19 protein-coding genes are annotated in these 21,013 nt (G+C 71.3%); 14 read left to right on the forward strand and 5 right to left on the reverse strand.

What is annotated here, in order from left to right; all coding sequences use genetic code 11:
• Positions 1–36: 36 nt before the first annotated feature.
• The 3 genes from NE234_RS26045 to NE234_RS26055 all read left to right on the forward strand — a co-directional run bounded on the left by NE234_RS26045 (position 37) and on the right by NE234_RS26055 (position 3,978).
• Entirely contained in the window at positions 37–663 is a 627-nt protein-coding gene (locus NE234_RS26045; protein ID WP_252783266.1) for a TetR/AcrR family transcriptional regulator, read from the forward strand.
• A gap of 155 nt (positions 664–818) precedes the next feature.
• Positions 819–1,751 (forward strand): Ppx/GppA phosphatase family protein, encoded by a 933-nt coding sequence (locus NE234_RS26050; RefSeq protein ID WP_252783267.1) that lies wholly within the window; start codon positions 819–821, stop codon positions 1,749–1,751.
• Between the two features lie 157 nt (positions 1,752–1,908).
• Positions 1,909–3,978: a glycoside hydrolase family 31 protein gene (locus NE234_RS26055; RefSeq protein ID WP_252783268.1), complete on the forward strand. Its 2,070-nt coding sequence runs from the start codon at positions 1,909–1,911 to the stop codon at positions 3,976–3,978.
• A gap of 95 nt (positions 3,979–4,073) precedes the next feature.
• On the opposite strand, the gene NE234_RS26060 is transcribed toward NE234_RS26055, so the two are convergent.
• The 3 genes from NE234_RS26060 to NE234_RS26070 form a co-directional block, all read right to left on the reverse strand.
• Entirely contained in the window at positions 4,074–5,327 is a 1,254-nt protein-coding gene (locus tag NE234_RS26060) for a glycosyl hydrolase family 8 (RefSeq protein WP_252783269.1), read from the reverse strand.
• 186 nt (positions 5,328–5,513) lie between these two features.
• Positions 5,514–5,672 carry a hypothetical protein gene (locus NE234_RS26065; protein ID WP_252783270.1) on the reverse strand — a complete coding sequence of 53 codons (159 nt, stop codon included), beginning with the start codon at positions 5,670–5,672 and terminating at the stop codon, positions 5,514–5,516.
• A gap of 145 nt (positions 5,673–5,817) precedes the next feature.
• Positions 5,818–7,116, reverse strand: a complete 1,299-nt coding sequence (locus NE234_RS26070; protein WP_256529356.1) for a helix-turn-helix domain-containing protein — start codon at positions 7,114–7,116, stop codon at positions 5,818–5,820.
• 443 nt (positions 7,117–7,559) lie between these two features.
• On the opposite strand from NE234_RS26070, the gene trxA reads away from it, so the two are divergent.
• Complete coding sequence (gene trxA, locus NE234_RS26075) at positions 7,560–7,919, forward strand: thioredoxin (RefSeq protein ID WP_252783272.1); 360 nt, start codon at positions 7,560–7,562, stop codon at positions 7,917–7,919.
• A gap of 58 nt (positions 7,920–7,977) precedes the next feature.
• On the opposite strand, the gene NE234_RS26080 is transcribed toward trxA, so the two are convergent.
• The gene (locus NE234_RS26080; protein ID WP_252783273.1) at positions 7,978–9,048 is read right to left on the reverse strand and encodes a sodium:calcium antiporter; all 1,071 of its coding nucleotides are present in this window, start codon (positions 9,046–9,048) and stop codon (positions 7,978–7,980) included.
• A 284-nt stretch (positions 9,049–9,332) separates the two neighbouring features.
• Between NE234_RS26080 and NE234_RS26085 the strand changes: the two genes are divergently transcribed.
• Complete coding sequence (locus NE234_RS26085; protein ID WP_252783274.1) at positions 9,333–11,228, forward strand: PIG-L family deacetylase; 1,896 nt, start codon at positions 9,333–9,335, stop codon at positions 11,226–11,228.
• Between the two features lie 166 nt (positions 11,229–11,394).
• A complete protein-coding gene (gene thrS, locus NE234_RS26090) occupies positions 11,395–13,425 on the forward strand; it encodes a threonine--tRNA ligase (protein WP_406567075.1) in 2,031 nt (676 codons plus the stop codon).
• A gap of 71 nt (positions 13,426–13,496) precedes the next feature.
• On the opposite strand, the gene NE234_RS26095 is transcribed toward thrS, so the two are convergent.
• Positions 13,497–13,760, reverse strand: a complete 264-nt coding sequence (locus tag NE234_RS26095) for a hypothetical protein (RefSeq protein WP_252783276.1) — start codon at positions 13,758–13,760, stop codon at positions 13,497–13,499.
• A 297-nt stretch (positions 13,761–14,057) separates the two neighbouring features.
• Between NE234_RS26095 and NE234_RS26100 the strand changes: the two genes are divergently transcribed.
• From NE234_RS26100 to NE234_RS26135, 8 genes are all read left to right on the forward strand, one after another.
• Positions 14,058–14,609 carry an HIT family protein gene (locus tag NE234_RS26100; RefSeq protein ID WP_252783277.1) on the forward strand — a complete coding sequence of 184 codons (552 nt, stop codon included), beginning with the start codon at positions 14,058–14,060 and terminating at the stop codon, positions 14,607–14,609.
• A 72-nt stretch (positions 14,610–14,681) separates the two neighbouring features.
• Positions 14,682–15,296, forward strand: a complete 615-nt coding sequence (locus NE234_RS26105; RefSeq protein ID WP_252783278.1) for an RNA polymerase sigma factor — start codon at positions 14,682–14,684, stop codon at positions 15,294–15,296.
• Positions 15,293–16,504, forward strand: a complete 1,212-nt coding sequence (locus NE234_RS26110; RefSeq protein WP_252783279.1) for a beta-propeller domain-containing protein — start codon at positions 15,293–15,295, stop codon at positions 16,502–16,504. Before NE234_RS26105 ends, NE234_RS26110 begins: the two co-directional genes overlap by 4 nt.
• A 110-nt stretch (positions 16,505–16,614) precedes the next feature.
• Positions 16,615–17,016, forward strand: a complete 402-nt coding sequence (locus tag NE234_RS26115) for a thiol-disulfide oxidoreductase DCC family protein (protein WP_252783280.1) — start codon at positions 16,615–16,617, stop codon at positions 17,014–17,016.
• Between the two features lie 208 nt (positions 17,017–17,224).
• On the forward strand, positions 17,225–18,172 hold the full coding sequence (locus NE234_RS26120) for an ABC transporter ATP-binding protein (protein ID WP_252783281.1): 948 nt from the start codon (positions 17,225–17,227) through the stop codon (positions 18,170–18,172).
• 32 nt (positions 18,173–18,204) lie between these two features.
• Positions 18,205–18,987 (forward strand): ABC transporter permease, encoded by a 783-nt coding sequence (locus NE234_RS26125; RefSeq protein ID WP_252783282.1) that lies wholly within the window; start codon positions 18,205–18,207, stop codon positions 18,985–18,987.
• Between the two features lie 21 nt (positions 18,988–19,008).
• Positions 19,009–20,331: a sensor histidine kinase gene (locus NE234_RS26130; protein ID WP_252783283.1), complete on the forward strand. Its 1,323-nt coding sequence runs from the start codon at positions 19,009–19,011 to the stop codon at positions 20,329–20,331.
• Entirely contained in the window at positions 20,328–20,990 is a 663-nt protein-coding gene (locus tag NE234_RS26135) for a response regulator transcription factor (protein WP_252783284.1), read from the forward strand. Before NE234_RS26130 ends, NE234_RS26135 begins: the two co-directional genes overlap by 4 nt.
• Positions 20,991–21,013 lie beyond the last annotated feature (23 nt).

Consider the following 21,013-nt stretch of genomic DNA (forward strand, 5'->3'; position numbering starts at 1 on the left):
CCGTCTCCCGGCGCGGCTTCACTACGATGCGTGCCGATGGCACCGAGAAGAGCGGCGGCGCTCCGCGACGGCGGCGGAGAGCAGAGCCTGCGCGCCCACCTGATCGCCACCGCCGAACGCCTGATCTCCGAACGCGGCACGGCCGGGCTCACCGTGCGCGCGATCGCCCGCGCGGCCGGGGTCGCCGACGGAGTGCTCTACAACCACTTCGCCGACAAGGAGGAGCTGCTGGCCCACGCTCTGCAGGCGCGGGTACGGGCCGTCGAGAGCGCCCTCGGCGCGCTTCCCGAGCCGGGCGGTGGAACGGTCGAGGGCAACCTGCGCGCCTACCTCGCCCACGGCCTGGACCTGCACCGGGCGATCCTCCCGGCGTTCGCCGGGTTGCTCGGCCGGCCCGAGGTCCTCGCCAGGTTCGCCGACCTGGCGCGGCCGGGGGACGACTGGCGCGATCGGCTGGTCGGCTACCTGCGGGCGGAGCGGGACCTGGGGCGGCTGGCGCCGGACGCGCCGGTGGAGCCGGCGGCCCGGATGATGGTCGGCGTCTGTCACGAGGCGATCCTGTCTTCGCTGCTGCGCAGCTCCGCGGCACCGGACACCGCTTCCGTTCCGCAGGAGGAGATCGACGCCGTGGTCGCCGCCGTACTGCGGGGCATCGGCCGCTGATCCGGACCATCGCCCGTGGCCGTCGCCCAGGACCGTCACTCCGGACTGTCGCTCGGGGCCGTTCCTCGTGCGGCGGCCCGGCCGAATCGGCCCGCGGCCGGGTGCGGCCGGACGCCGCCGGGCGGACCGGGCCAAAGGGCCGGTAACGTGCGGCCATGAGACTCGGTGTCCTGGATGTCGGATCGAACACCGTTCACCTGCTGGTGGTCGACGCACACCACGGCGCGGCGCCGCTGCCCGCCTTCTCCCACAAGGAAGAGCTGCGGCTGGCCGCCCACCTGGAGGGCGACCGGCTGTCCGAGGAGGGGGCGGCGCTGCTGGAGAGCTTCGTCGCGGACGCCGTGCGCATCGCCGAGGACAAGGGAGTGGAACGCCTCATCGGGTTCGCCACCTCGGCGGTCCGCGAGGCGGCCAACGGTGAGGACGTCCTCGCGAAGGTGCGCGCCGAGAGCGGCGTGGACCTTCGGGTGCTCCCCGGCGAGGAGGAGGCGCGGCTGACCTTCCTGGCCGCACGCCGGTGGTTCGGCTGGTCGGCCGGTCGCCTGCTGCTCCTCGACATCGGCGGCGGTTCCCTCGAGATCGCCGCGGGCGCCGACGAGGACCCGGACTTCGCGACGTCCGTGCCGCTGGGAGCGGGGAGGCTGACCCGTGACTGGTTCACCGCCGATCCGCCGCCGCCCGAGGAGGTGCGCGCGCTCCGCAAGTACGTCCGGGCGGCGATCGCCCGCGAGGTCTCCGGGGTGACGCGGCGCGGCACGCCGGATCACGCCGTGGCGACCTCCAAGACGTTCAAGCAGCTCGCCCGGATCGCCGGAGCCGCGCCGACCGGGCAGGGCCCGCTGGTCCAGCGGGTGCTCAGTCACGCGGATCTCGTCGAGTGGGCCGAACGGCTGGCCGGGATGAGCGCGGACGAGCGCGCCGAGTTGCCGGGGGTGTCGCCGGGCCGGGCGCCGCAGCTCGTCGCCGGGGCGATCGTCGCGGACGCCGCGATGGACCTGTTCGAGCTGTCCGAGGTCATGGTCTGCCCCTGGGCGCTGAGAGAGGGCGTCATCCTGCGTCATCTCGACACGCTGCCCGAGTCGCCCTGACCGCCGGAGAGGCGAAGCCGCAGTACGCGTGAGCAGGACAACCACCCTAAACGTTGACATGTGCGCGTTTGAGGCCAAAACTGAGCACGATCGATCATGATCAGGCACGGGCCGGAATGGGGGCACCAGCCCGCAGACCCCTCTCGGGAGGTACCGGGTGCTGTCATGGCGTGACCGACCGGTCGCGATCGCCGTCTCTCTCGCAACGCTGACGCTGGGCTCCCTCGCCGCGGTGCCCGCCGCGGACGCCGCCGCCGGTCCGCGGGTGACCCACGATGCCCGCTCGGTGACCCTCAGAGTGCCCCCCTCGGCCGGAGCGCCGGGGTACTCCGTCAAGGTCGCCACCGAATCACTGACCATCACGACCACGCGGGGCGGGCGCACGGTCCTGGCCACCGCGGGCGGCACGACCGGCGGCCTGCGCTTCCGCGACGGTGGGACCTGGCAGCGGGCCACCCGCGTCACCGGCTGGTCCTGGAAGAACGGCGTGCTGCGCCTCGACACCGCCACCACGCGGGACGGCGTCACCGCCGAGGCGCTGATCACGCCGAAGCCCGACCGTTACGCCCTGTCCTGGAGCGTCAAGGGCGGCGCCGCCGACCGGCTGGGCCTCGCCTTCGACCTGAAGTCCGCGGGTCACTGGTACGGCCACGGCGAGACGGCGACCCCGGGCGGCGGTCCGTACACCGACCAGCCGTGGCCACTGGACGCCGGCGACGTGCACGACGACGCCTTCGGGCCGGCGTCGTACGAGGTGGTCGACCCGTTCTGGTACACCTCCAGCGCCACCGGGCTGCTCGTCGACACCGACGAGGTCATGGACGTCGCCATCAACGACGCGAAGGACGGCCTCGGCCGCTTCACCGTCGACTCCGGCGGCACCTACAACGCCACCGTCTTCGTGGAGGCGGACCCCTTCCAGGTCTACCGCGACCACACCGGCGTGGTGGGCAAGCCCGCCAAGAGCGACGCCACGTACACGCAGTTCGCCGAGCCGCTGTGGAACTCCTGGGCGCAGTTCTACACGAACGTCGACCAGGCCAAGCTCCTCGACTACGCGCAGAAGCTGCACGACGACGGCATCCCCGGGCACACGATCCAGCTCGACGACCGGTGGGAGTCCAACTACGGCAACCTGACCTTCGACACCAGGACCTTCCCCGACGCCCGTGCGATGTCGGACCGGATCCACGCGATGGGCTACGACTTCGGCATCTGGGTCACCCTGTGGATCAACCTGGACTCCACCAACTACCGGTACGCCGCCGACCACGGCTACCTGCTGAAGGACAAGGCCGACCCCGCCAAGCCCTGCACGGTGAGCTGGTGGAACGGCACCGCCGGCATCGTCGACCTGGCCAACCCCGACGCCAAGGCCTGGTACGTCGCGAACCTGAAGAAGCTGATGAGCACCTACCGGGTGGACGGCTTCAAGTTCGACACCCGCTTCTTCGACGACACCTGCGCCCCCGATGAGGGCTACCAGCGCGCCGACTACCAGCGGCTCGGCGCGCAGCTCGCCGACCAGTTCGATCTGCAGGGCGCCGGCATCCGCGTGCACTGGAGCGGATCGCAGCAGACCGGCTTCGTCATCCGCCAGGTCGACAAGGGGACCGGCTGGGACTCCCTCGCCGCCTCCGTGGCGCAGAACCTCGCGATCTCCACGATCGGCTACCCGTTCGTCGAGACCGACATGGTCGGCGGCTCGCTCGGCCAGCCCGCCCCGACCAAGGAGGTCCTCATCCGGTGGGCCCAGGCGGCCTCGCTGATGCCGTTGATGTACTCCTCGACGTCCCCCGCCGGAACCAACGACACGACGACCGGCAAGCCGGTCTCCTACGACCAGGAGACGATCGACCGGTACCGCGACGCCGTCCAGGCGCACGGCCGGCTCGCGCCCTACATCTGGGACCAGGTGCGGCACAGTGTCGCGACCGGCGACCCGATCATGCGGCCGCTGTTCTTCGACTTCCCGAAGGACGCGAGGGCGTACACGGTGAACGACGAGTGGATGCTCGGCCCGGCGGTTCTCGCCGCGCCGAAGCTGAGCAGCGGCGTCACCCGTGACGTGTTCCTGCCGACGGGGAAGTGGTTCGACGTCAACCGCGGCACCGTGATCCACGGCCCGGTGACCCTGCGCGGCTACAGCGTGCCGCTCGACGTCACGCCGGCGTTCGTCGATCTGAAGGCCCCGGGCGCCGCCACGGCGATCCGAGCGCTCAAGTAGGCGCCGGCCGGTCGGCGGCGTGCCGACCGGAGCGGTACGGGCGACGACCGCGGCCGGTGACCAGGGTCACCGGCCGCGGTCCGCTTCGTGCCGCCTCAGCTCACGGGCGACCAGTAGTCACCGGCCATGACGATGTAGACGAGCATCTTGATCGTCTCGCCGTAGTACGTGTCGCCGTACGGGTTGCCGGCCAGGAAGTTCCAGAGCTTGTCGGTCCAGCCCTGGTCTCCGGCGGCCATGGCGGCGACACCGACGGGGTCGTTGGCGGCCTCGGACTGGTCGCCGGTCTGCGTGGGCGTGCCGTCGAGCTTCGTGTGCGGGTAGATCTTGGCGGGGTCGCCGCCGGCGTGGCTCTTGTAGCTCGCGGACTCCTTCGTCGCGACGCCGATGCTCACGGACGAGCCGTACAGGAGGGCGTCGGTGCCGATGTGCCACGGCACGCGCACGGAGTTGTACCCGACGATGTCGTCCGGCTGGCTCTCCTGGTAGTCGGCGGGGGCCGGCTTCGGGGCGGTGGTGTTCGCGTTCACCACGAAGTCCGACAGCAGGTTCGCGGTGGGGGAGTACTTCGCGGTGAACTCCTGGATCACGGCCTCGGTGCGGGTGACGACCTTGTTCCAGTCGTGCGCGGGGTCGTACGCGGCGAAGGCGCGCAGGTGGTCGAGCATGTGGTCGGACGGGCGCGTGTCGGTGGTCGGCCCGTCGTCCTCGCACTTGAGATGGCCGTCGGGGGCCACGTCCGCGGCGTACAGTTTCGCCAGCCAGTCCTTGGCGGCGGTGGTGTAGCCGCCCCACTGCCGGTCGGCGAGGATGAGGCCGTAGCCGACGTCCAGGTCGCCGTCGGTCGCGGCGTCCGGCGTGCCGGAGTCGGCGTACTTACAGGAGCTGCCGTCGATCTTCCACTGCATCATGCCGTGGGAGTCGCGGTGGGTCGACACGACGTGCCACAGCCCGTCGAACTCCGCCTGGGCGTTCGCGTCGTACCCGGCCATCAGCGGCACGATGTTCATGCCGTAGCCCTGCGCCTCGGAGACGGTGCCCTTGTTCGGCGCGTCTCCGGTCGCGTAGACGAGGTATCCGCCGCAGGCGGCGCGCAGGTACTTGCTCTTCCAGGAGTCGTACTGCTTCTTGACGGCGGCGTCCCGCGCGGACTGACCGACGGACGGCAGGACACCGGTCCGGTACGTCACGTGCGCCGGGAAGGGATGGGCGGGGACGGCGGCCGCCCGGACCGGCTCCGAGCCGGCGGCCGACGCGCCGCCGGCTGGGCCGGTCATGGTGATGAGGGGGAGGGAGAGGGCGGCGGTCACGGTCGCGAGGGCGGTCGTCCGGGCCGTTCGGTGGAACATGGCGGGCTCCTCGGAAGGGACACTGCGTGCGTCGCCGGTCCGGCGTGCCGGCACTCCGGCGGTTGTTAGGAAGGTTTCCTAACAAGCTCCGAGGATGAGTCGGTTCCGCACCTACGTCAAGAGGGGAACGCCCGAACGCGGAGGGGCGGGCCGGGGGAGTGGCCCCGGCCCGCCCCGCAGGTCGCGTCAGTGGTGGTGGTGCACCACCACGTGGTGGACGACGTGGTGGTGTACGACGTGGTGGTGCACCACGTGGTGGTGAGAGTGGCCGCAGGCCGACAGCGCGAGCAACGCCGGCACGAGTCCCACGATCGCCGCCGTCGCCAGCCGGATCCGCCGAACCATCACGTCTTCCTCCGAGAGTCGTACCTTCAGGCTTCATCCGGCTTCTCCGGAGAAACCTTTCATTCAACGAGAACACAGACGCGCCGCAGCGCTGATCGGTTCCGGTCAGAATCTCATCGGTCGACGCCCGGCAAGCGTTTCGCGGTCACAGTCCCATGCAGGCGAGGGCGCGCTGGAAGGCCACCTTCTGCCCGTCGGCCTGACCCGCCGCGCCCAGCAGCTCCGCCAGGTCGAACCAGGCGCGCGCCGCGGGCCGGTGCGCCTCCATCTTCTCCAGGTAGTCCACCGCCTGGAACAGGGCGGCCACCGCCTCCTCCCGCTGTCCGAGGTGCGCCTGCGCCTCGGACAGCACCGTGTAGGCCTCCGCGATGTCCTGTCCCGCGGTGTCGCCGAGAAGGTCGGCCGCCCGCCGGGCCAGGCTCGCCGCCTCCACCGCGTTGCCGAGCAGGATCTCCGCGCGCGCCTGGTGCAGCAGGCAGGCGGCGAGGTCCACGGTGCTCGTCGCGGTGGACTCCATCTCGCGCTGGGCCTGGCGGAGCACGTCGAGTGCCTCCTCTGCCCGGTCCGGCCGCGCGCAGAGCAGGAAGTGACCGTAGGCTCCCCGGAGCCGGCTCAGGTTGCGGGCGTCGTCCTCCTCGCCCAGGAGCGCGATGGCGCGCTCGGCCAGTTTGAGGGCGCCGGGGGCGTCGCCGCTGAGCTCCGCCGCCCAGGCGGCGTTCCAGTAGGCGGCCATCCGCGCCTTGGGCGTGCCGATGGCCTCCGCCCGCGTGGTCAGCATGTCGGCGAACTGGCGCGCGTACGCGAGGTCACCGCGGTGGATGTACGCGGCGAGGATCGTGGAGCCGAGCATCACCATCGCGTCGCTCCACTGGCCGCCCATGACGGTGAGCTGGTCCAGAGCCTCCTCGCCGACCTGGATGCTGGTGGTCAGGTCGCCGAGCTGCCGGTGACAGCGGATCAGCGCGGTGTGGACCCGGGCCCACTGGTCGGGCTCGGTGGTGGGCGAGATCATCTCCGCCGCGCGCTCCAGCTCCCCGATCGCCTCCTTCAGTGCGCCGGTCGCCTCGAGCGCGAGGGCGTGCCCCCAGCACGCTTCGTGAGCGAGCCCCGGAATATCGGTCACGGCCGGGTGGGCCAGAACCTCGGCGAAACGGATCCGTGCCTCGTCGGCCGCGCCGTTCTCCAGGGCGATGTGCGCGTAACGCAGGGTCTCCCGGAGGCCCGCGATCGCCTCCTCGCTGACTCCGGTCAGCAGATATGACTCGGAGCAGTCGAGCTTGCGGGCCAGCAACGCGATCATGCTCGGCGCCGGCGTGCGCTTGCCGCTTTCGATGAGTGAGACGTAGCTGTCGGAGAGTTCCGGCCAGGCGAGCTGTGCCTGAGAGAGGTTCTTGCGCAGCCGCAAAGTCCGAATCCGTTCACCGAGTGATTCTTGCTCTGGCATCTCGCCCGCCTCTAGAAGAAAATGACACTGCCACAGGAAAGGATAAGAAAGAATGTCACGTCTGCGCAGGGCCATAGCACTGGTCTTCGTTTCTACTATCGCGTCACTGATCGTGAGCGGCACCGCCGGTTCCGTCACATCGGCGTCCGCCGCGACGGCCCGGTCGAGTGCCTCGGTGACCGTCGCCCTGGCCGTACCGTCACCGGGCGACCTCACCTGCTGCTGACCGGATCCGGAACCGCATCCTCGAAGTAGGAGCGGGAAAGCCCGGATTCTCGGTGGTGTGACCTACCGGGCGGTCACACCACCGAGAACCCCGCTTCCAAGAGACGCCGGCCCGCCGGCCGGGTCGCGGGGGGTGATGGAATCACCGCCCCCACTGCGACGTTGTCGAGTGCGTGGCGGCCCGACGGGTCGCCGGCATTCGATGACGAGGAGCTTCAATGGCCACGACGACACTGACCGCCGAGAACTTCGACAAGACGGCGAGCGGCGACGGCATCGTGCTGGTCGACTTCTGGGCGAGCTGGTGCGGGCCGTGCCGGATGTTCGCGCCGATCTACGAGGAGGCCTCGGCCAAGCACGAGGACGTCGTCTTCGGCAAGGTCGACACCGAGGCCGAGCAGGACCTGGCCGCACGCTTCGACATCACGTCGATCCCGACGATCATGGCGATCCGCGACGGGGTCATCGTGTTCGCCCAGCCCGGCGCGCTTCCCGCCGAGTCGCTGGAGAGCCTGATCGAGCAGGTCCGTGCCCTCGACATGGACGACGTGCGCAGCCGCCTCGCGAACAAGTCCTGACGCCGGCGGCGGGGCGCCGGCCGGTCACACCGGCCGGCGCTCGGCCGCGCTTCGCCGATCAGGCCAGGATCGGGATCAGGCCGAGACCGAAGACCACGTAGAAGACGGTCGCCACGGTCAGCGACCGGGCGGTCAGGCGGCCCCTCCACAGCATCGTCAGCAGGTAGACCATGGCCGCCATCGTCACCAGCCCGGCCAGGAGCAGCGCGGAGTCGAACCGCCACCGCGTGAACAGGATGCCCAGCCCGGACGGCACGGTCGCCTGGATCATCATCGCGCCGCTGATGTTGGCCAGGGCGAGCGGCGTCTTACCCTGGCGGACCCAGATGATCGCGTTCATGATCTCGGGCAGCTCGGTGGCGATGGGAGACAGCAGCAGCGCGGTGACCGCCGCGGGCAGGCCGATCATCGGGCCGATCACGTCGAGCTGGTGGACGAACAGCTGCGACGCGAAGAAGATGATCACGAGGGTGACGAGGGTCTGCACGATGACCGCCCAGGTCGCGGGCACCTCGCGGCGGCGCTGCAGGAGCAGCGGCTCGAGGTCGGCGCCGTCGCCGTGCTCACCGCCGTCGCGCAGCTCCCGCCAGAAGTAGACGGCGTACGCGGCGAAGAACAGCAGGCCGAGCCACGGCTTGAACGCGAAGGCGACCAGCCCCAGCGCGACCTTGACGACGAAGATCGCGAGGAACCAGCGCTGGTCGCGGGCGAGCTTGCGGATGTCGCCGAGATCGTCCCGCGGTGTGTCTCCGGCCGGGGCGTCGGGCGGCGCGGCCGTGGTGGTCCCGCCGCCGACGGGCGCGACCGTACGGGCGACGGCCTGGACCTTCCGCCGTCTCGTCAGCAGCATGAAGCCCGTCACGCCGTAGGCGACGGTGGCCAGGGCCAGGGGACCGCCCATCGCCGCGCCGACGCCGATGTCCTTCTGCTGGGTGCCCGAACCGAACACCACGGCGACGAAGGTGACGACGCTCTCGGGGAGCGCCGTGCCGAACGCGGCCAGCAGGGTGCCGACGGCGAGCGGTCCCACCTTGAGACGGACGCCGAGCCACTCCACGGCGTTGACGAACCATTCACAGGACAGATAGATCGCAACGGCGCAGGCCAGCAGGATCACGACGTGCAGCATGTGTTCCTCGAGAATCGGCCATCGTGAGACAGAGGGACGACCTCGGCTCACGGTGGACAGCGGTCACCGGCAGCCGAAGGTCTCGTCCACCCCTGTCGCGGGGCCCGGGCACCGGGAGCGCTGAGCGCTCCAGTATGTCGACGACCGGCCGGCGGGACTACTCCCCTTCGCCGCGCCAAGCTTACTCGAACGAGCAGGCCCTTCGTTCCCGCCGCAGAAGTGCCCGCATTCGGCGATACTCGTTCGGTTGCCCTCCTTAATCCCGATCTTGGAGACCGTGCCGCATGCCCCCCGAACCGTCCGATCCTGAGCACGTTTCGCCGGGGTTCGGGCGGCGCCGGTTCTTCCTGGTGGGCGCGGTCGCCGCGGCGGCGCTGGGGACGGGTCTCGGCCTGCTCTCGGAGGGGGGCGACCGGCCGGCGAACCGCCACAGCGCGGCCGCGCCGGGCACGGCGGCGGTCCGCGCGCGCTACCTGCAGATCGTCGCGCACGAGGACGACGACCTGCTCTTCATGACCCCCGACCTCTCGGAGTCGCTGCGCGCCGGCTCACCGCACCTGACCGTCTACCTGAGCGCGGGGGAGAGCAAGGCCGGCGTCCCGCCCGACACCCACGACGTGAACGCCTACGTCGCCGACCGGGAGACCGGCGTACGGACGGCCTACGCCCTCATGCTCGGCGTCCGCGACCGGTGGCGGCGGGAGACCCTCACGGTGGGGGCGCTGCGGCTGCTGTCGTACACCCTGGCCGACCGGCCGGACATCCGGCTGGTGTTCCTGCTCGTGCCGGACGGGCGCGACCCGCGGGCGAGCCTGGGATGGCACACGCTGGGCAGACTGTGGAGCGCCACCGGCCACGCGGACCTGTGCGGATGGACGCAGGCCCCGGAGGGATCGCCGTACCGGCGCTGCCTGAGCCGGGAGGACGTGCTGACCGCCCTCACGGGCCTGATCCAGAGCTTCCGCCCGACCGTCGTGCGCTCCCAGGACACCGCGCCGGACGAGAGGTACAGCGCGGACCACCCCGATCACATCGCCGCCGCGCACTTCGCCGCCGAGGCGGTGCGCCGCCACGCCGCGCGCCATCCCGAGCAGCCGCTCCTGCAGGTCAACTACCGGGACTACAACATCCGCAACCTGGCGGTGAACCTCGCCGACGCCGACAACCGGTACAAGCGGCGGGTCTTCGCGGCCTACTCCGCGCACGACTACCGCATCAGCGCCGAGAACCCCCATTGGGACGCCTACGAGGCGCGCATGGTCTACCGCTGGCCGCGCGGCACCGGCTTCACCGCCGCGGACGCCGTGTACGCGGTGGGCGCGGGCCGCCTGCTGGTCTGGCGGCGGGCCGGCGGCCGCTGGTCGGCCCCCCGCTCCCTCGGCGATCCGGGAGGCCCGCTGGCGCCGGCCGTGGCCGCGGCCGGGCCGGTGGTCCTCGGCCTGCGCACCGACACCGGCGAGGTCGTCGCGTACGACCGGCGAGGCTGGCGGTCGCTGGGCCGTCCCGATCCGAAGAAGGTCCGCAACCAGGCCGGGACCCCGGTGGCCGTGGCCGACGGCTCCGGAACGGTCGCCGCGTTCGTGCGCAACGGACGCGGGGGAGTGAGCGCCCGGTTCCTCGGCCCCGGCGGCTGGAGCCCGCGGTGGACCGACCTGCCGGGCGTCGACCTGAACCAGGTGATCTCGCCGCAGCCGAAGAAGAGGCACCACCGGTACGGCGACGTCCAGGACGGCCTGGCCGCGGTCGTCACCGACGACGGGCTGATCGAACTGTTCGCCGCGACCCGCTCGCAGATCCTGTGGTGGCGCCAGCGCGCACCGGGCAAGCCGCCCGCCTTCGCCGGAACCCTGCCCGTGGCGGGCGCGATCGCGCCGCTGGCGGCCGAGGCGGTCGGCGGCCGGGTCGAGGTGATGTTCCGCGAGCCGTGGACCGGCCGTACCCTGGCGATCTCCCGGCTGATGACGTCGAACGTCTGGGACGCCACGGTGCCCGTACGGGCCGCGGCCCACCTCGACGGCGAGGCGCCGGTTGTCGGGGTCCTGCCGCCCACCCGGCTGATCGGGGTGCCCGCGCCGCTGCCGGACGGCACCCAGGTGTGCGCCATCGGCGCCGACGGGCGGCTGCACGTGGCGCCGGGCTCGGCCGCCCGAAAGGCCGCGTGGCGCGCGATCGGGCGCTGATAGCATGGGCTTCATGGCGGCCATGTTCGAGACGACGACGCCGGGCGAGTCCCGGCGCGACGGTCGCCTGCACTGACCTGCACGGCCGAGGCCCCGGGAGCGATCCCGGGGCCTTCCTGCTGTCCCGGGTCGCTCCCGCCACGCGAGAGGAGCGACCATGGAGTCGATGGCGTCCCCCGGACCCGCACAATCGATAGCATTCGATCCCGACATCCCTGACCATCGAGGAGTTCCCGTGTCTGAGCTGCGCATCACCCTCGACGGAAGCGAGCGTGTGGTGGCGGCCGGCACCACCGCCGGAGAAGCGCTCGAAGCCGACGGCCGCACCGTCATCGCCGCCCGCGTCGGCGGCCAGGCGCGCGACCTGGCGTACGTCCTGCGCGACGGCGACGTCGTCGAGCCCATCCAGATCGACTCGCCCGAGGGCCGCGCGATCATGCGCCACTCCGCCGCCCACGTCATGGCGCAGGCGGTGCAGGAGCTGTTCCCCGAGGCCAAGCTCGGCATCGGCCCGCCGGTCGAGAACGGCTTCTACTACGACTTCGACGTCGAGCACCCGTTCCAGCCCGACGACCTCAAGCGCATCGAGAAGCGGATGCGGGAGATCGTCAAGCAGGGGCAGCGCTTCTCCCGCCGCGTCGTCGCCGACGACGAGGCCCGCGAGGAGCTCGCCGCCGAGCCGTACAAGCTCGAGCTGATCGGCCTCAAGGGCAAGGCCGCGGATGAGGAGAGCGTGGAGGTCGGCGGCGGCGAGCTGACCATCTACGACAACCTCGACGCCAAGACCGGCGAGCTGCAGTGGAAGGATCTGTGCCGCGGTCCGCACCTGCCGACCACCCGGGTCATCCCCGCGTTCAAGCTGATGCGCTCCGGCGGGGCCTACTGGCGCGGCAGCGAGAAGAACCCTCAGCTCCAGCGCATCTACGGCACCGCGTGGGAGTCCCGCGAGCGCCAGGACGAATACCTCAAGATGCTGGAGGAGGCCGAGCGGCGCGACCACCGCAAGCTCGGCGCCGAGCTCGACCTGTTCTCCTTCCCCAGCGAGATCGGCAGCGGCCTGGCGGTCTTCCACCCCAAGGGCGGCGTCGTCCGCAGGGTCCTGGAGGACTACTCCCGGCGGCGGCACGAGGAGGAGGGGTACGAGTTCGTCAACACCCCGCACATCACCAAGGGCGACCTGTTCCAGACCTCCGGCCACCTCGGCTGGTACAAGGACGACATGTTCCCGCCCATGGAGCTGGACGGGGCGGACTACTACCTCAAGCCGATGAACTGCCCGATGCACAACCTGATCTTCCGGGCGCGCGGGCGGTCCTACCGGGAGCTGCCGCTTCGGCTGTTCGAATTCGGCTCCGTCTACCGGTTCGAGAAGTCCGGCGTCGTGCACGGCCTCACCCGCGTGCGCGGCATGACCCAGGACGACGCGCACATCTACTGCACCCGCGAGCAGATGGGCGACGAGATCAAGAGCCTGCTCGCCTTCGTGCTCGGCCTCCTGCGCGACTACGGGCTGAACGAGTTCTACCTGGAGCTGTCCACCCGCGACGAGTCGGAGAAGTTCATCGGCTCCGACGAGGACTGGGAAGAGGCCACCGCCGCCCTGAAGCAGGCCGCCGACGAGTCCGGGCTCGACCTGGTCGCCGACCCCGGCGGTGCGGCGTTCTACGGTCCGAAGATCTCCGTCCAGGCCAAGGACGCCATCGGCCGCACCTGGCAGCTGTCCACCATCCAGGTCGACTTCAACCAGCCGAAGCGGTTCGGCCTGGAGTACCAGGCCGCCGACGGCTCGCGGCAGCAGCCCGTCATGCTGCACCGGGCGCTGTTCGGTTCGATCGAGCGGTTCTTCGGCGTGCTGCTGGAGCACTACGCGGGTGCGCTGCCGCCGTGGCTGGCCCCGGTGCAGGCGGTCGGCATCCCCATCGCCGACGACCACGTCGCGCACTTGGAGAAGGTCGCGGCCAGGCTGCGCGAGCGGGGCATCCGGGTCGAGGTCGACACCTCCTCCGACCGGATGCAGAAGAAGATCCGCAACGCCCAGAAGCAGAAGGTTCCGTACATGCTCCTGGCCGGCGACGACGACGTCGCCAAGGACGCCGTGTCCTTCCGCTACCGGAACGGCGAGCAGAAGAACGGCGTCTCCATCGACGAGGCCGTCGAAGAGATCGTCAAGGCCGTCGAGAGCCGCATCCAGGTCTGAGGCCGCCGTGATCCCTGGCGTGTGCCGCCCATAGAGGGCGGTACACGCCAGGGATCATTCTTCTTCGCCGCTCACAGCCATCGCAGGTCGGCGAACATCAGCCGGGCGGCGCTCGCCGGGCCCGACCACTGTCCGACATTGCCCCTGCCGAAGGTGACCGCCCGCCCGTCGGGCAGGGCCATGCCCCAGGCGACGAACTCGGTCCCGTCCCCGTCGTCCTCGCGCACGAGCGCGAACAGCCGGGGCACCTCCGGCCGGCGGCGCAGCCGTGCCATGAGCCGGGTGATGATCCCCCTGCCGTGGTAGACAGGGGGCGCGTCGGATCGTTGGTGCATCGCGACTCCTTCGGTCGGCGTGCAGTCGAGGCGGGTGCCGGGCTCTCCAACTCGGGCACCCGCCTCGACCTTTGTTATTCCCATGCGCATGTGCGTGGGGTAGCTGTACGCCGCGGAGTACCTCCAGCGCGACCTGCCGATGATGGTGGGCGCGCACGCCGGCCCGGACGGTGGGTTCCGACTCATCAAGATGGCGGATCCATTCTCGAGGGTCGCGCATGTCGGCTTGATGGGTGACCGAGCGCTCGGTCGGTACCCGCAGGTGGTTCGGTGCCGGATCGGTCCTATGCTGCTGGCATGACCGAGTCCGACCATGAGGAACAGTACGGAGTCGGGGAGCCCGACCAGTTCCAGCGCCTGTGGACGCCGCACCGGATGGCCTACATCAAGGGTGAGAGCAAGCCCACCGGGGCGGGGGCGGACGACGGCTGTCCCTTCTGCGAGATCCCGAAGATGAGCGACGAGGACGGCCTGATCGTCCGGCGCGGGGACAGTGCGTTCGCCGTCCTCAACCTCTACCCGTACAACTCCGGTCACCTCATGGTTTGCCCGTACCGGCACGTCGCGGACTACACCGAGCTCGACGGCACCGAGACCGCCGAGGTCGCCCGGCTCACCCAGGACGCGATCACCGCGCTGCGCAAGGCGAGCGGCGCGCACGGCTTCAACGTCGGGATGAACCTCGGCACGGTCGCCGGGGCGGGCATCGCCGCCCACCTCCACCAGCACGTCGTCCCGCGCTGGGGCGGGGACACCAACTTCATGCCGGTCATCGGCCAGACCAAGGTGCTGCCCCAGCTGCTGCGCGAGACCCGCCAGATCATCGCGGACGCCTGGCCGCACGACTGAGGTCCGGTCCCGGCCACGGGACAAGTGCCGCGCGGCGAGCAACCTTTCCGGCGTGTCCCGCATGTAAGGGGCATGAGACTGAAGATCGCTGCGGAGCGGGGCGCGACCTGGCACGGGCCGCCGGGCGGCGTGGGCGGCGCATCGCGGGAGGACGCCCTGGCGGCGGAGCCGGTTGCCGGCACGGAACAGGAGGACCACGGCTCGGCCGTGGTCCTGACCACGGTCTTCCGCCGGCACCACCTGGAACTCGTCCGGATGGCGCTGTTCATCGTCGGGGACCAGGCCACCGCCGAGGACGTCGTCCAGGACGCCTTCGCGGCCGTGCACCGACGGATCGACCGATTGCGCGATCCAGGGAACCCTCTCCCGTACATCCGCGCCTCGGTGCTCAACGGCTGTCGCGGGGTACTGCGCAGGCGCGCGGTCGCGCGACGCTTCGGTGGTGATTACGAGCCGCCCATCTGGTCCGCGGAGTCGGCGGCGCTGCTCGGGGAGGACCGCCGGGAGGTCTTCCTGGCCCTCCGGTCGCTGCCGCGTCGCCAGCGTGAGGCGCTCGTGCTGCGGTACTACCTCGATCTGTCCGAAGCCGAGATCGCCGAGGTGATGGGCGTCAGCCGCGGCACCGTCAAGTCGACCACCTCCCGGGCGCTCACCGCGCTCGCCAGGAAGCTCGGGGAGGAATCATGACCGGAATCGAGGAGCGCCTCCGCGACGCCTTCGCCGAAGGGGCTCATGCGGTGCGGCCCGAGACGGTCCGGCCGCTGTCCCTCCCGCAACGACGCCGACGGCGTACCTGGGCGGTGCCGGCGATGAGCGCGGCCGCGGTCGCCATCGCCGTCGCCCTGGTGGTGGCGATCACCGGGCGGCCGCAGCCGAACGCGGCGGCCGGGGGAGGCGGACCGGCCTTCATCGTGGCGGTGACCGGGTTCGGCGAGTTCCCGAAGGGAGCGTCTCGCGTCGAGGTGCGAGACTCCAGGACGGAGAAGCCGTACGACACCAGGGCGGCATCGCAGGGCCTGACCTTCCAGTACGTCACCGCCGCCCAGGACAACCGGACCTTCTTCGTCATGGAGGTGCCGATCCGGCAGACCGCGTGCGACACCATCCGCGTTTACCGCATGCGGGTCGCCGACAACGGCAGGATCGCCTCATTCACGCCGCTCGGAACGCGGATCCAGGGCGGGACGATGCGTCGGGAGGCGCTGCCCGGCGGGCTCGCCGTCTCCCCGGACGGCAGAAGGCTGGCGTACGCGGTGCTGCCCTGCGGCACCCCGGCGGACCGCGTCTTCTACAAGATCGGCGTGGTCGATCTGCGGACCGGCGCACAGCGGGAGTGGACCGACCCAGAGGAGAGCGTGATCTCCAGCCTCTCCTGGACCGCCGACGACCGTAAGGTCGCGTTCCTTCGCCGGGAACCCACTCATCAGCCGGACGACGGAAACCACCGGTTGACCAGGAACGGCGTGGTCAGGCTCCTGAACACGGACGCGAAGGACTCCAGCCTGCTGTCCAGCGCCGTCCTCGTCCGCCGGTCCGCACGGCTGACGGACATCTGGGCGGCCGCGATCAGCGGAGACGGGGACACGATCAGTGTGGTGGGGGAGTACGCGCCGCTCGACGGGACGTACACGATCTGTGAGATCGCCGTTGCCGACGGGCGGGTGCTCCGCACGCTGTACCACGAGTCCGAGGACGGACAGCCTGTGCCGCCGCTGCCCCACTGGTCCGGGCGCGTCTCGCTCCGAACCGATCCGAGCGGGCGTCACCTGCTCTTCCACGACGGCGGGAACACGAACGACTTCGGTTTCGGCCGCATCGACGACGGCCGGTTCCGTACGCTGCAGCACACCGACGCCCATGACGAGGCGTTCGAACCGGACGACCTCGTCTGGTGACGGGAACCGGCTGAGGCGTCGCCGCGGGCCTGACATCGGCAGGGCCGCGGCGGGTCGTCGGCGCCATCCCCGCGGGGCGGCGCCCGATCGGCTCGGGTGAGGATGGGCGCATGACGCGACCGGTTCTGGTGTACGACGGGGACTGCGGGATCTGCACGAAGGCCGTCCGGCTCATCGGGGCCAGGGAACGGCGGCTGCGGGTGCCGGCGGAGGCCGAGGTCGTCCCGTTCCAGCACGCGGACCTCGCGGCGCTCGGCACGACCGCCGAACGCGCCGAGTACGAGGTGCTCTGGATCAAGGACGGCCGGGTGTACGGCGGGGCGCAGGCGGTGGCCCGGCTGCTGATCGACGCCGGTGGGTTCTGGCGGCCGCTCGGTCTCCTCGCGCGGGTTCCGCCGTTCCGCTGGGCCGCGCACGGGGTGTACCGCCTCATCGCGAACAACCGGCACCGGCTGCCCGGCGGCACCCCGGCCTGCGCGCTGCCCGCCGCCGAGCGTCCCGGCACGCGCTGAGCCGGCGCGGCCGCCCGGCGGCCGATGGGCCCGCGATCACGATGGGCGGTCAACCGATCGGTGGATCGGCTCCACCGTCCGGTCCACCGCGCGCCTCCGTCCGTGCGCCCGCGGGATTTCGCCGGGTGGTCGATACCGCGTCCGGGCGGGCTTCGCGAGGCTGAAGGCACGAGGTCGCGACAGACCGGAACGCCGGAAGGGCCACCGCATGCCAGCAGTGATCGAGGTGCACAACCTGCACAAGAGCTACGGGGACACCGTGGCGGTCGATGACGTCTCCCTCACCGTCCAGGAGGGGGAGATCTTCGGGATCCTCGGCCCCAACGGCGCGGGCAAGACCACGACGGTGGAGTGCGTCGAGGGGCTGCGCAGGCCGGACCGGGGCGAGATCAGCGTGCTCGGGCTCGACCCGCAGCGGGACCGCGCCGAGCTCACCCAGCAACTCGGCGTGCAGCTCCAGGACGGCGAGCTGCCCGGCCGGTTGAAGGTCGGGGAGGCGCTCACGCTCTACGGCTCCTTCTACCGGACACCGGCGGACCCGCGTGCGCTGATGGAGACGCTCGGGCTCGCGGACAAGAGCTCGACCAGGTGCGGGAAGCTGTCCGGCGGCCAGAGACAGCGGCTCTCGATCGCGCTGGCGCTGATCGGGAACCCGCGGGTGGCGGTACTCGACGAGCTGACCACCGGCCTCGACCCGCAGGCCAGACGCGACACCTGGCAGCTGATCGAGGACGTCCGCGCCCGCGGCGTCACGATCCTGCTCGTCACCCACTTCATGGAGGAGGCCGAGCGGCTGTGCGACCGGATCGCGCTGATCGACATGGGCCGCACCGTCGTGGTGGACACCCCGGCCGGGCTGACCGAACGGGTCCAGACCGAACAGCGGATCCACTTCCGGCCGTCCGTGCCGTTCGATGACCGGCTGCTGACCGGCCTGCCGGAGGTGACCGGCGTCGTCCACCGGGGCGACGTCGTGGTGGTCACGGGCAACGACAACGCGCTGAACGCGGTCACCTCCGTGCTGGCCCGTAACAACATCGTGGCGCGGCAACTGCGCGTCGAGCAGGCCGGCCTGGAGGACGCCTTCGTCGCGCTGACCGGGCGGCGCCCCGAGAACGAACGGCACGCGAGCCGGAACCGGCCCGGCCGGAACTAGGCCCGGTCACCCCAGGATCAGGAGGCATCATCATGTCCGTCACCACCACCGCGGCGCCGTCGGCGACCACGCCGCGTTCCGCGTTCGGGCGGCTCGTCGTCACCGAGCTGAAGCTCTTTGTCCGCGAGCGGATCGGGCCCATCTGGGGCGTCGGGTTCCCGCTGCTGCTGCTGGTCATCTTCGGTGGCATCCACTCGTTCCGGAAGCCCCGGAAGGACTTCGGCGGCGCCACCACGCTCGAGATCTACGTGCCCGTCCTGATCGCGTTCTCGATCGCGATGCTCGCGCTCAGCGCGCTGCCGATGGTCCTGGCCGGTTACCGGGAGAAAGGCGTCCTGCGCCGGCTGCGGACGACGCCGATGGGCCCGGTCCGGCTGCTCGCCGCCCAGCTCGCGGTCAACGCCGCCGTGACCGTCGTCGCGGTCGTCGCGATCCTCGTCGTGGCCAGGGTCGCCTACGGCGTGGCCCTGCCGAAGCAGCCGGTGGGGTTCGTCATCGCCGTGTTGCTCGCCGCGGCCGCGCTCATGGCGGTCGGCCTGTTCGTCGCCGCGACGGCCGCGAGCGGACGGGCCGCCCAGGCGATCGGCACGATCCTGTTCTTCCCGATGATGTTCTTCGCCGGACTGTGGGTGCCCATCGCCCAGATGCCCCCGCTTCTGCGTCACATCAGCCACGGCACGCCGCTCGGCCCGGCGGTCCAGGCACTGCGGCTGGCGGCCGAGGGGCACTGGCCACACCCGCAACAACTGCTCGTCATGGCCGCGTACGCGGTGGTGTTCGGGCTCGCCGCCAGTAGATTGTTCCGCTGGGAGTAGGGCGCAGCCGGAAGGATGCGAATGAGCGATCCGACGCCGCACACCCGGCAGGGCCTAGGGAACCGGCGATGGCTCCTGATGACGACCGTCGTGCCCTACCCGCTGCTGGCGGTCCTGACCGGTGTCACCGTGGCGATGAGACGGTCCAACGGCGACTCCTTCACCGTCGACCTCACGCTGTGCGCGCTGACGGCGGCGTGGATGCTGTGGATGTTCACGCTGCATCCGGCCTGGCGGGAGCGCCCGCGGGTCATGGGGTCGTTCGTGGGCGTGCTGATCGTGCTCGTGGCGATCCTGGTGCTCAGGAATCCCTGGTTCTCGCTGTTCACGCCCGCCTGCTACTTCTACTCCTTCCGGCTGCTGCCCTGGCCGTGGGAGCTGGCCGCCATCGCCGGCGTGGCGATCGTGGCGGGCACCGCGCAGGCATCCCCGATACCCAAGACGAACATCTATGGCGTGCTCGGCTACCTGGCCGTGCTCGCCGTGAACGTCCTTCCCATGTGCGGTCTCGCCTGGCTCGGCCGGAAGAGCGATGAGCACGACGAACTGCGTGAGCAGGCCCTCGCGGAGGTGCGCGAGGCGAACCGCAGGCTCGAGGCGAGCATGGCCGAGAACGCCGGCCTGCAGCAGCAGTTGCTGACTCAGGCGAGGGAGGCCGGAGTGTCCGACGAGCGGCAGCGGATGGCCCGCGAGATCCACGACACGCTGGCGCAGGGGCTCACCGGGATCATCACCCAGCTGCAGGCGGCCGAGCAGTTCGCCGATGATCAGGCGCAGTGGCGCCGGCACGTGCAGGCGGCGACGCGGCTGGCCAGGGAGAGCCTGTCCGAGGCGCGGCGGTCGGTCCACGCGCTGCGCCCCGAGGCGCTGGAGGCGGCACGGCTGAGCGAGGCGCTGGCCGACGTGGCCGGGCGCTGGTCGGCGCTGCACGGCATCGAGGTCCAGGTCGTCACCACCGGCAAGGCGCGGCCGATGCCGCCGGAGGCCGATGTCGCGCTGCTGCGCACCGCGCAGGAGGCGCTGGCGAACGTCGCCAAGCACGCGCGGGCCACCAAGGTCGGGCTGACACTGTCCTACATGGAGAACGAGGTCGCGTTGGACGTGCGTGACAACGGCAGGGGTTTCGAACCCGACGGGCTCGGCGACGGCGCCCGCCCGCCGGGCGCCGGGGACGAGGGTCCGCGGCGCCCGGACGCGGGCGCGCAGAGCGGCGGGTTCGGCCTCGTCGCGATGCGGCAGCGCATCGAGAGCCTGTCCGGGACGCTCCAGGTCGAATCGGAACGCGGCGTCGGCACGGCCGTCTCGGCCTGCCTCCCGGCCGCGCCCGCGGGGACCGGCGCATGAGCCATGCGACCGGTGCGCCGATCAGGCTGGTGATCGCCGACGACCACCCCGTGGTCAGGGACGGGCTGAGCGGCATGTTCGCGCGCGACCCGGGCTTCGAGGTGCTCGGCGAGGCCGGCGACGGCGCCGAGGCGATCCGGCTCGCCCAGGTTCTCGAACCCGACGTGATCCTGATGGACCTGCGGATGCCCGGCGTGGACGGCCTGACCGCGATCACCGAGCTGGCCCGGCGGGGCGTCGCCGCGCGCGTGCTCGTGCTGACCACCTACGACACCGACAGCTACGTCCTGCCGGCGATCGAGGCCGGTGCCACCGGATACCTGCTCAAGGACGCCCCCCGCGACGAACTGCTGCGGGCGGTACGCGCGGCCGCCCACGGCCAGGCGGTGCTCTCCCCATCGGTGGCGACCCGGCTGATGAGCCGGGTCCGGGAGCCCGAGACCAAGCCGCTCAGCCGGCGGGAACTCGAGATCCTGGAACTGGTCGCGGCCGGGACCACCAACCGGGACGCGGCGGCCAGACTGCTCATCAGCGAGGCCACCGTCAAGACCCACCTGCTGAACATCTACGCCAAGCTCGGGGTCGGCGACCGTGCCGCGGCGGTCGCCGAGGCGTTCAACCGGGGCCTGCTCATCCCCGACCGGCCGGAACGGCCGTGACGCCAGGGCGGCCCGCCGCCCTC

It is taken from the genome of Actinoallomurus rhizosphaericola (assembly GCF_024055675.1).
GTDB classification, from domain to species: domain Bacteria; phylum Actinomycetota; class Actinomycetes; order Streptosporangiales; family Streptosporangiaceae; genus Actinoallomurus; species Actinoallomurus soli.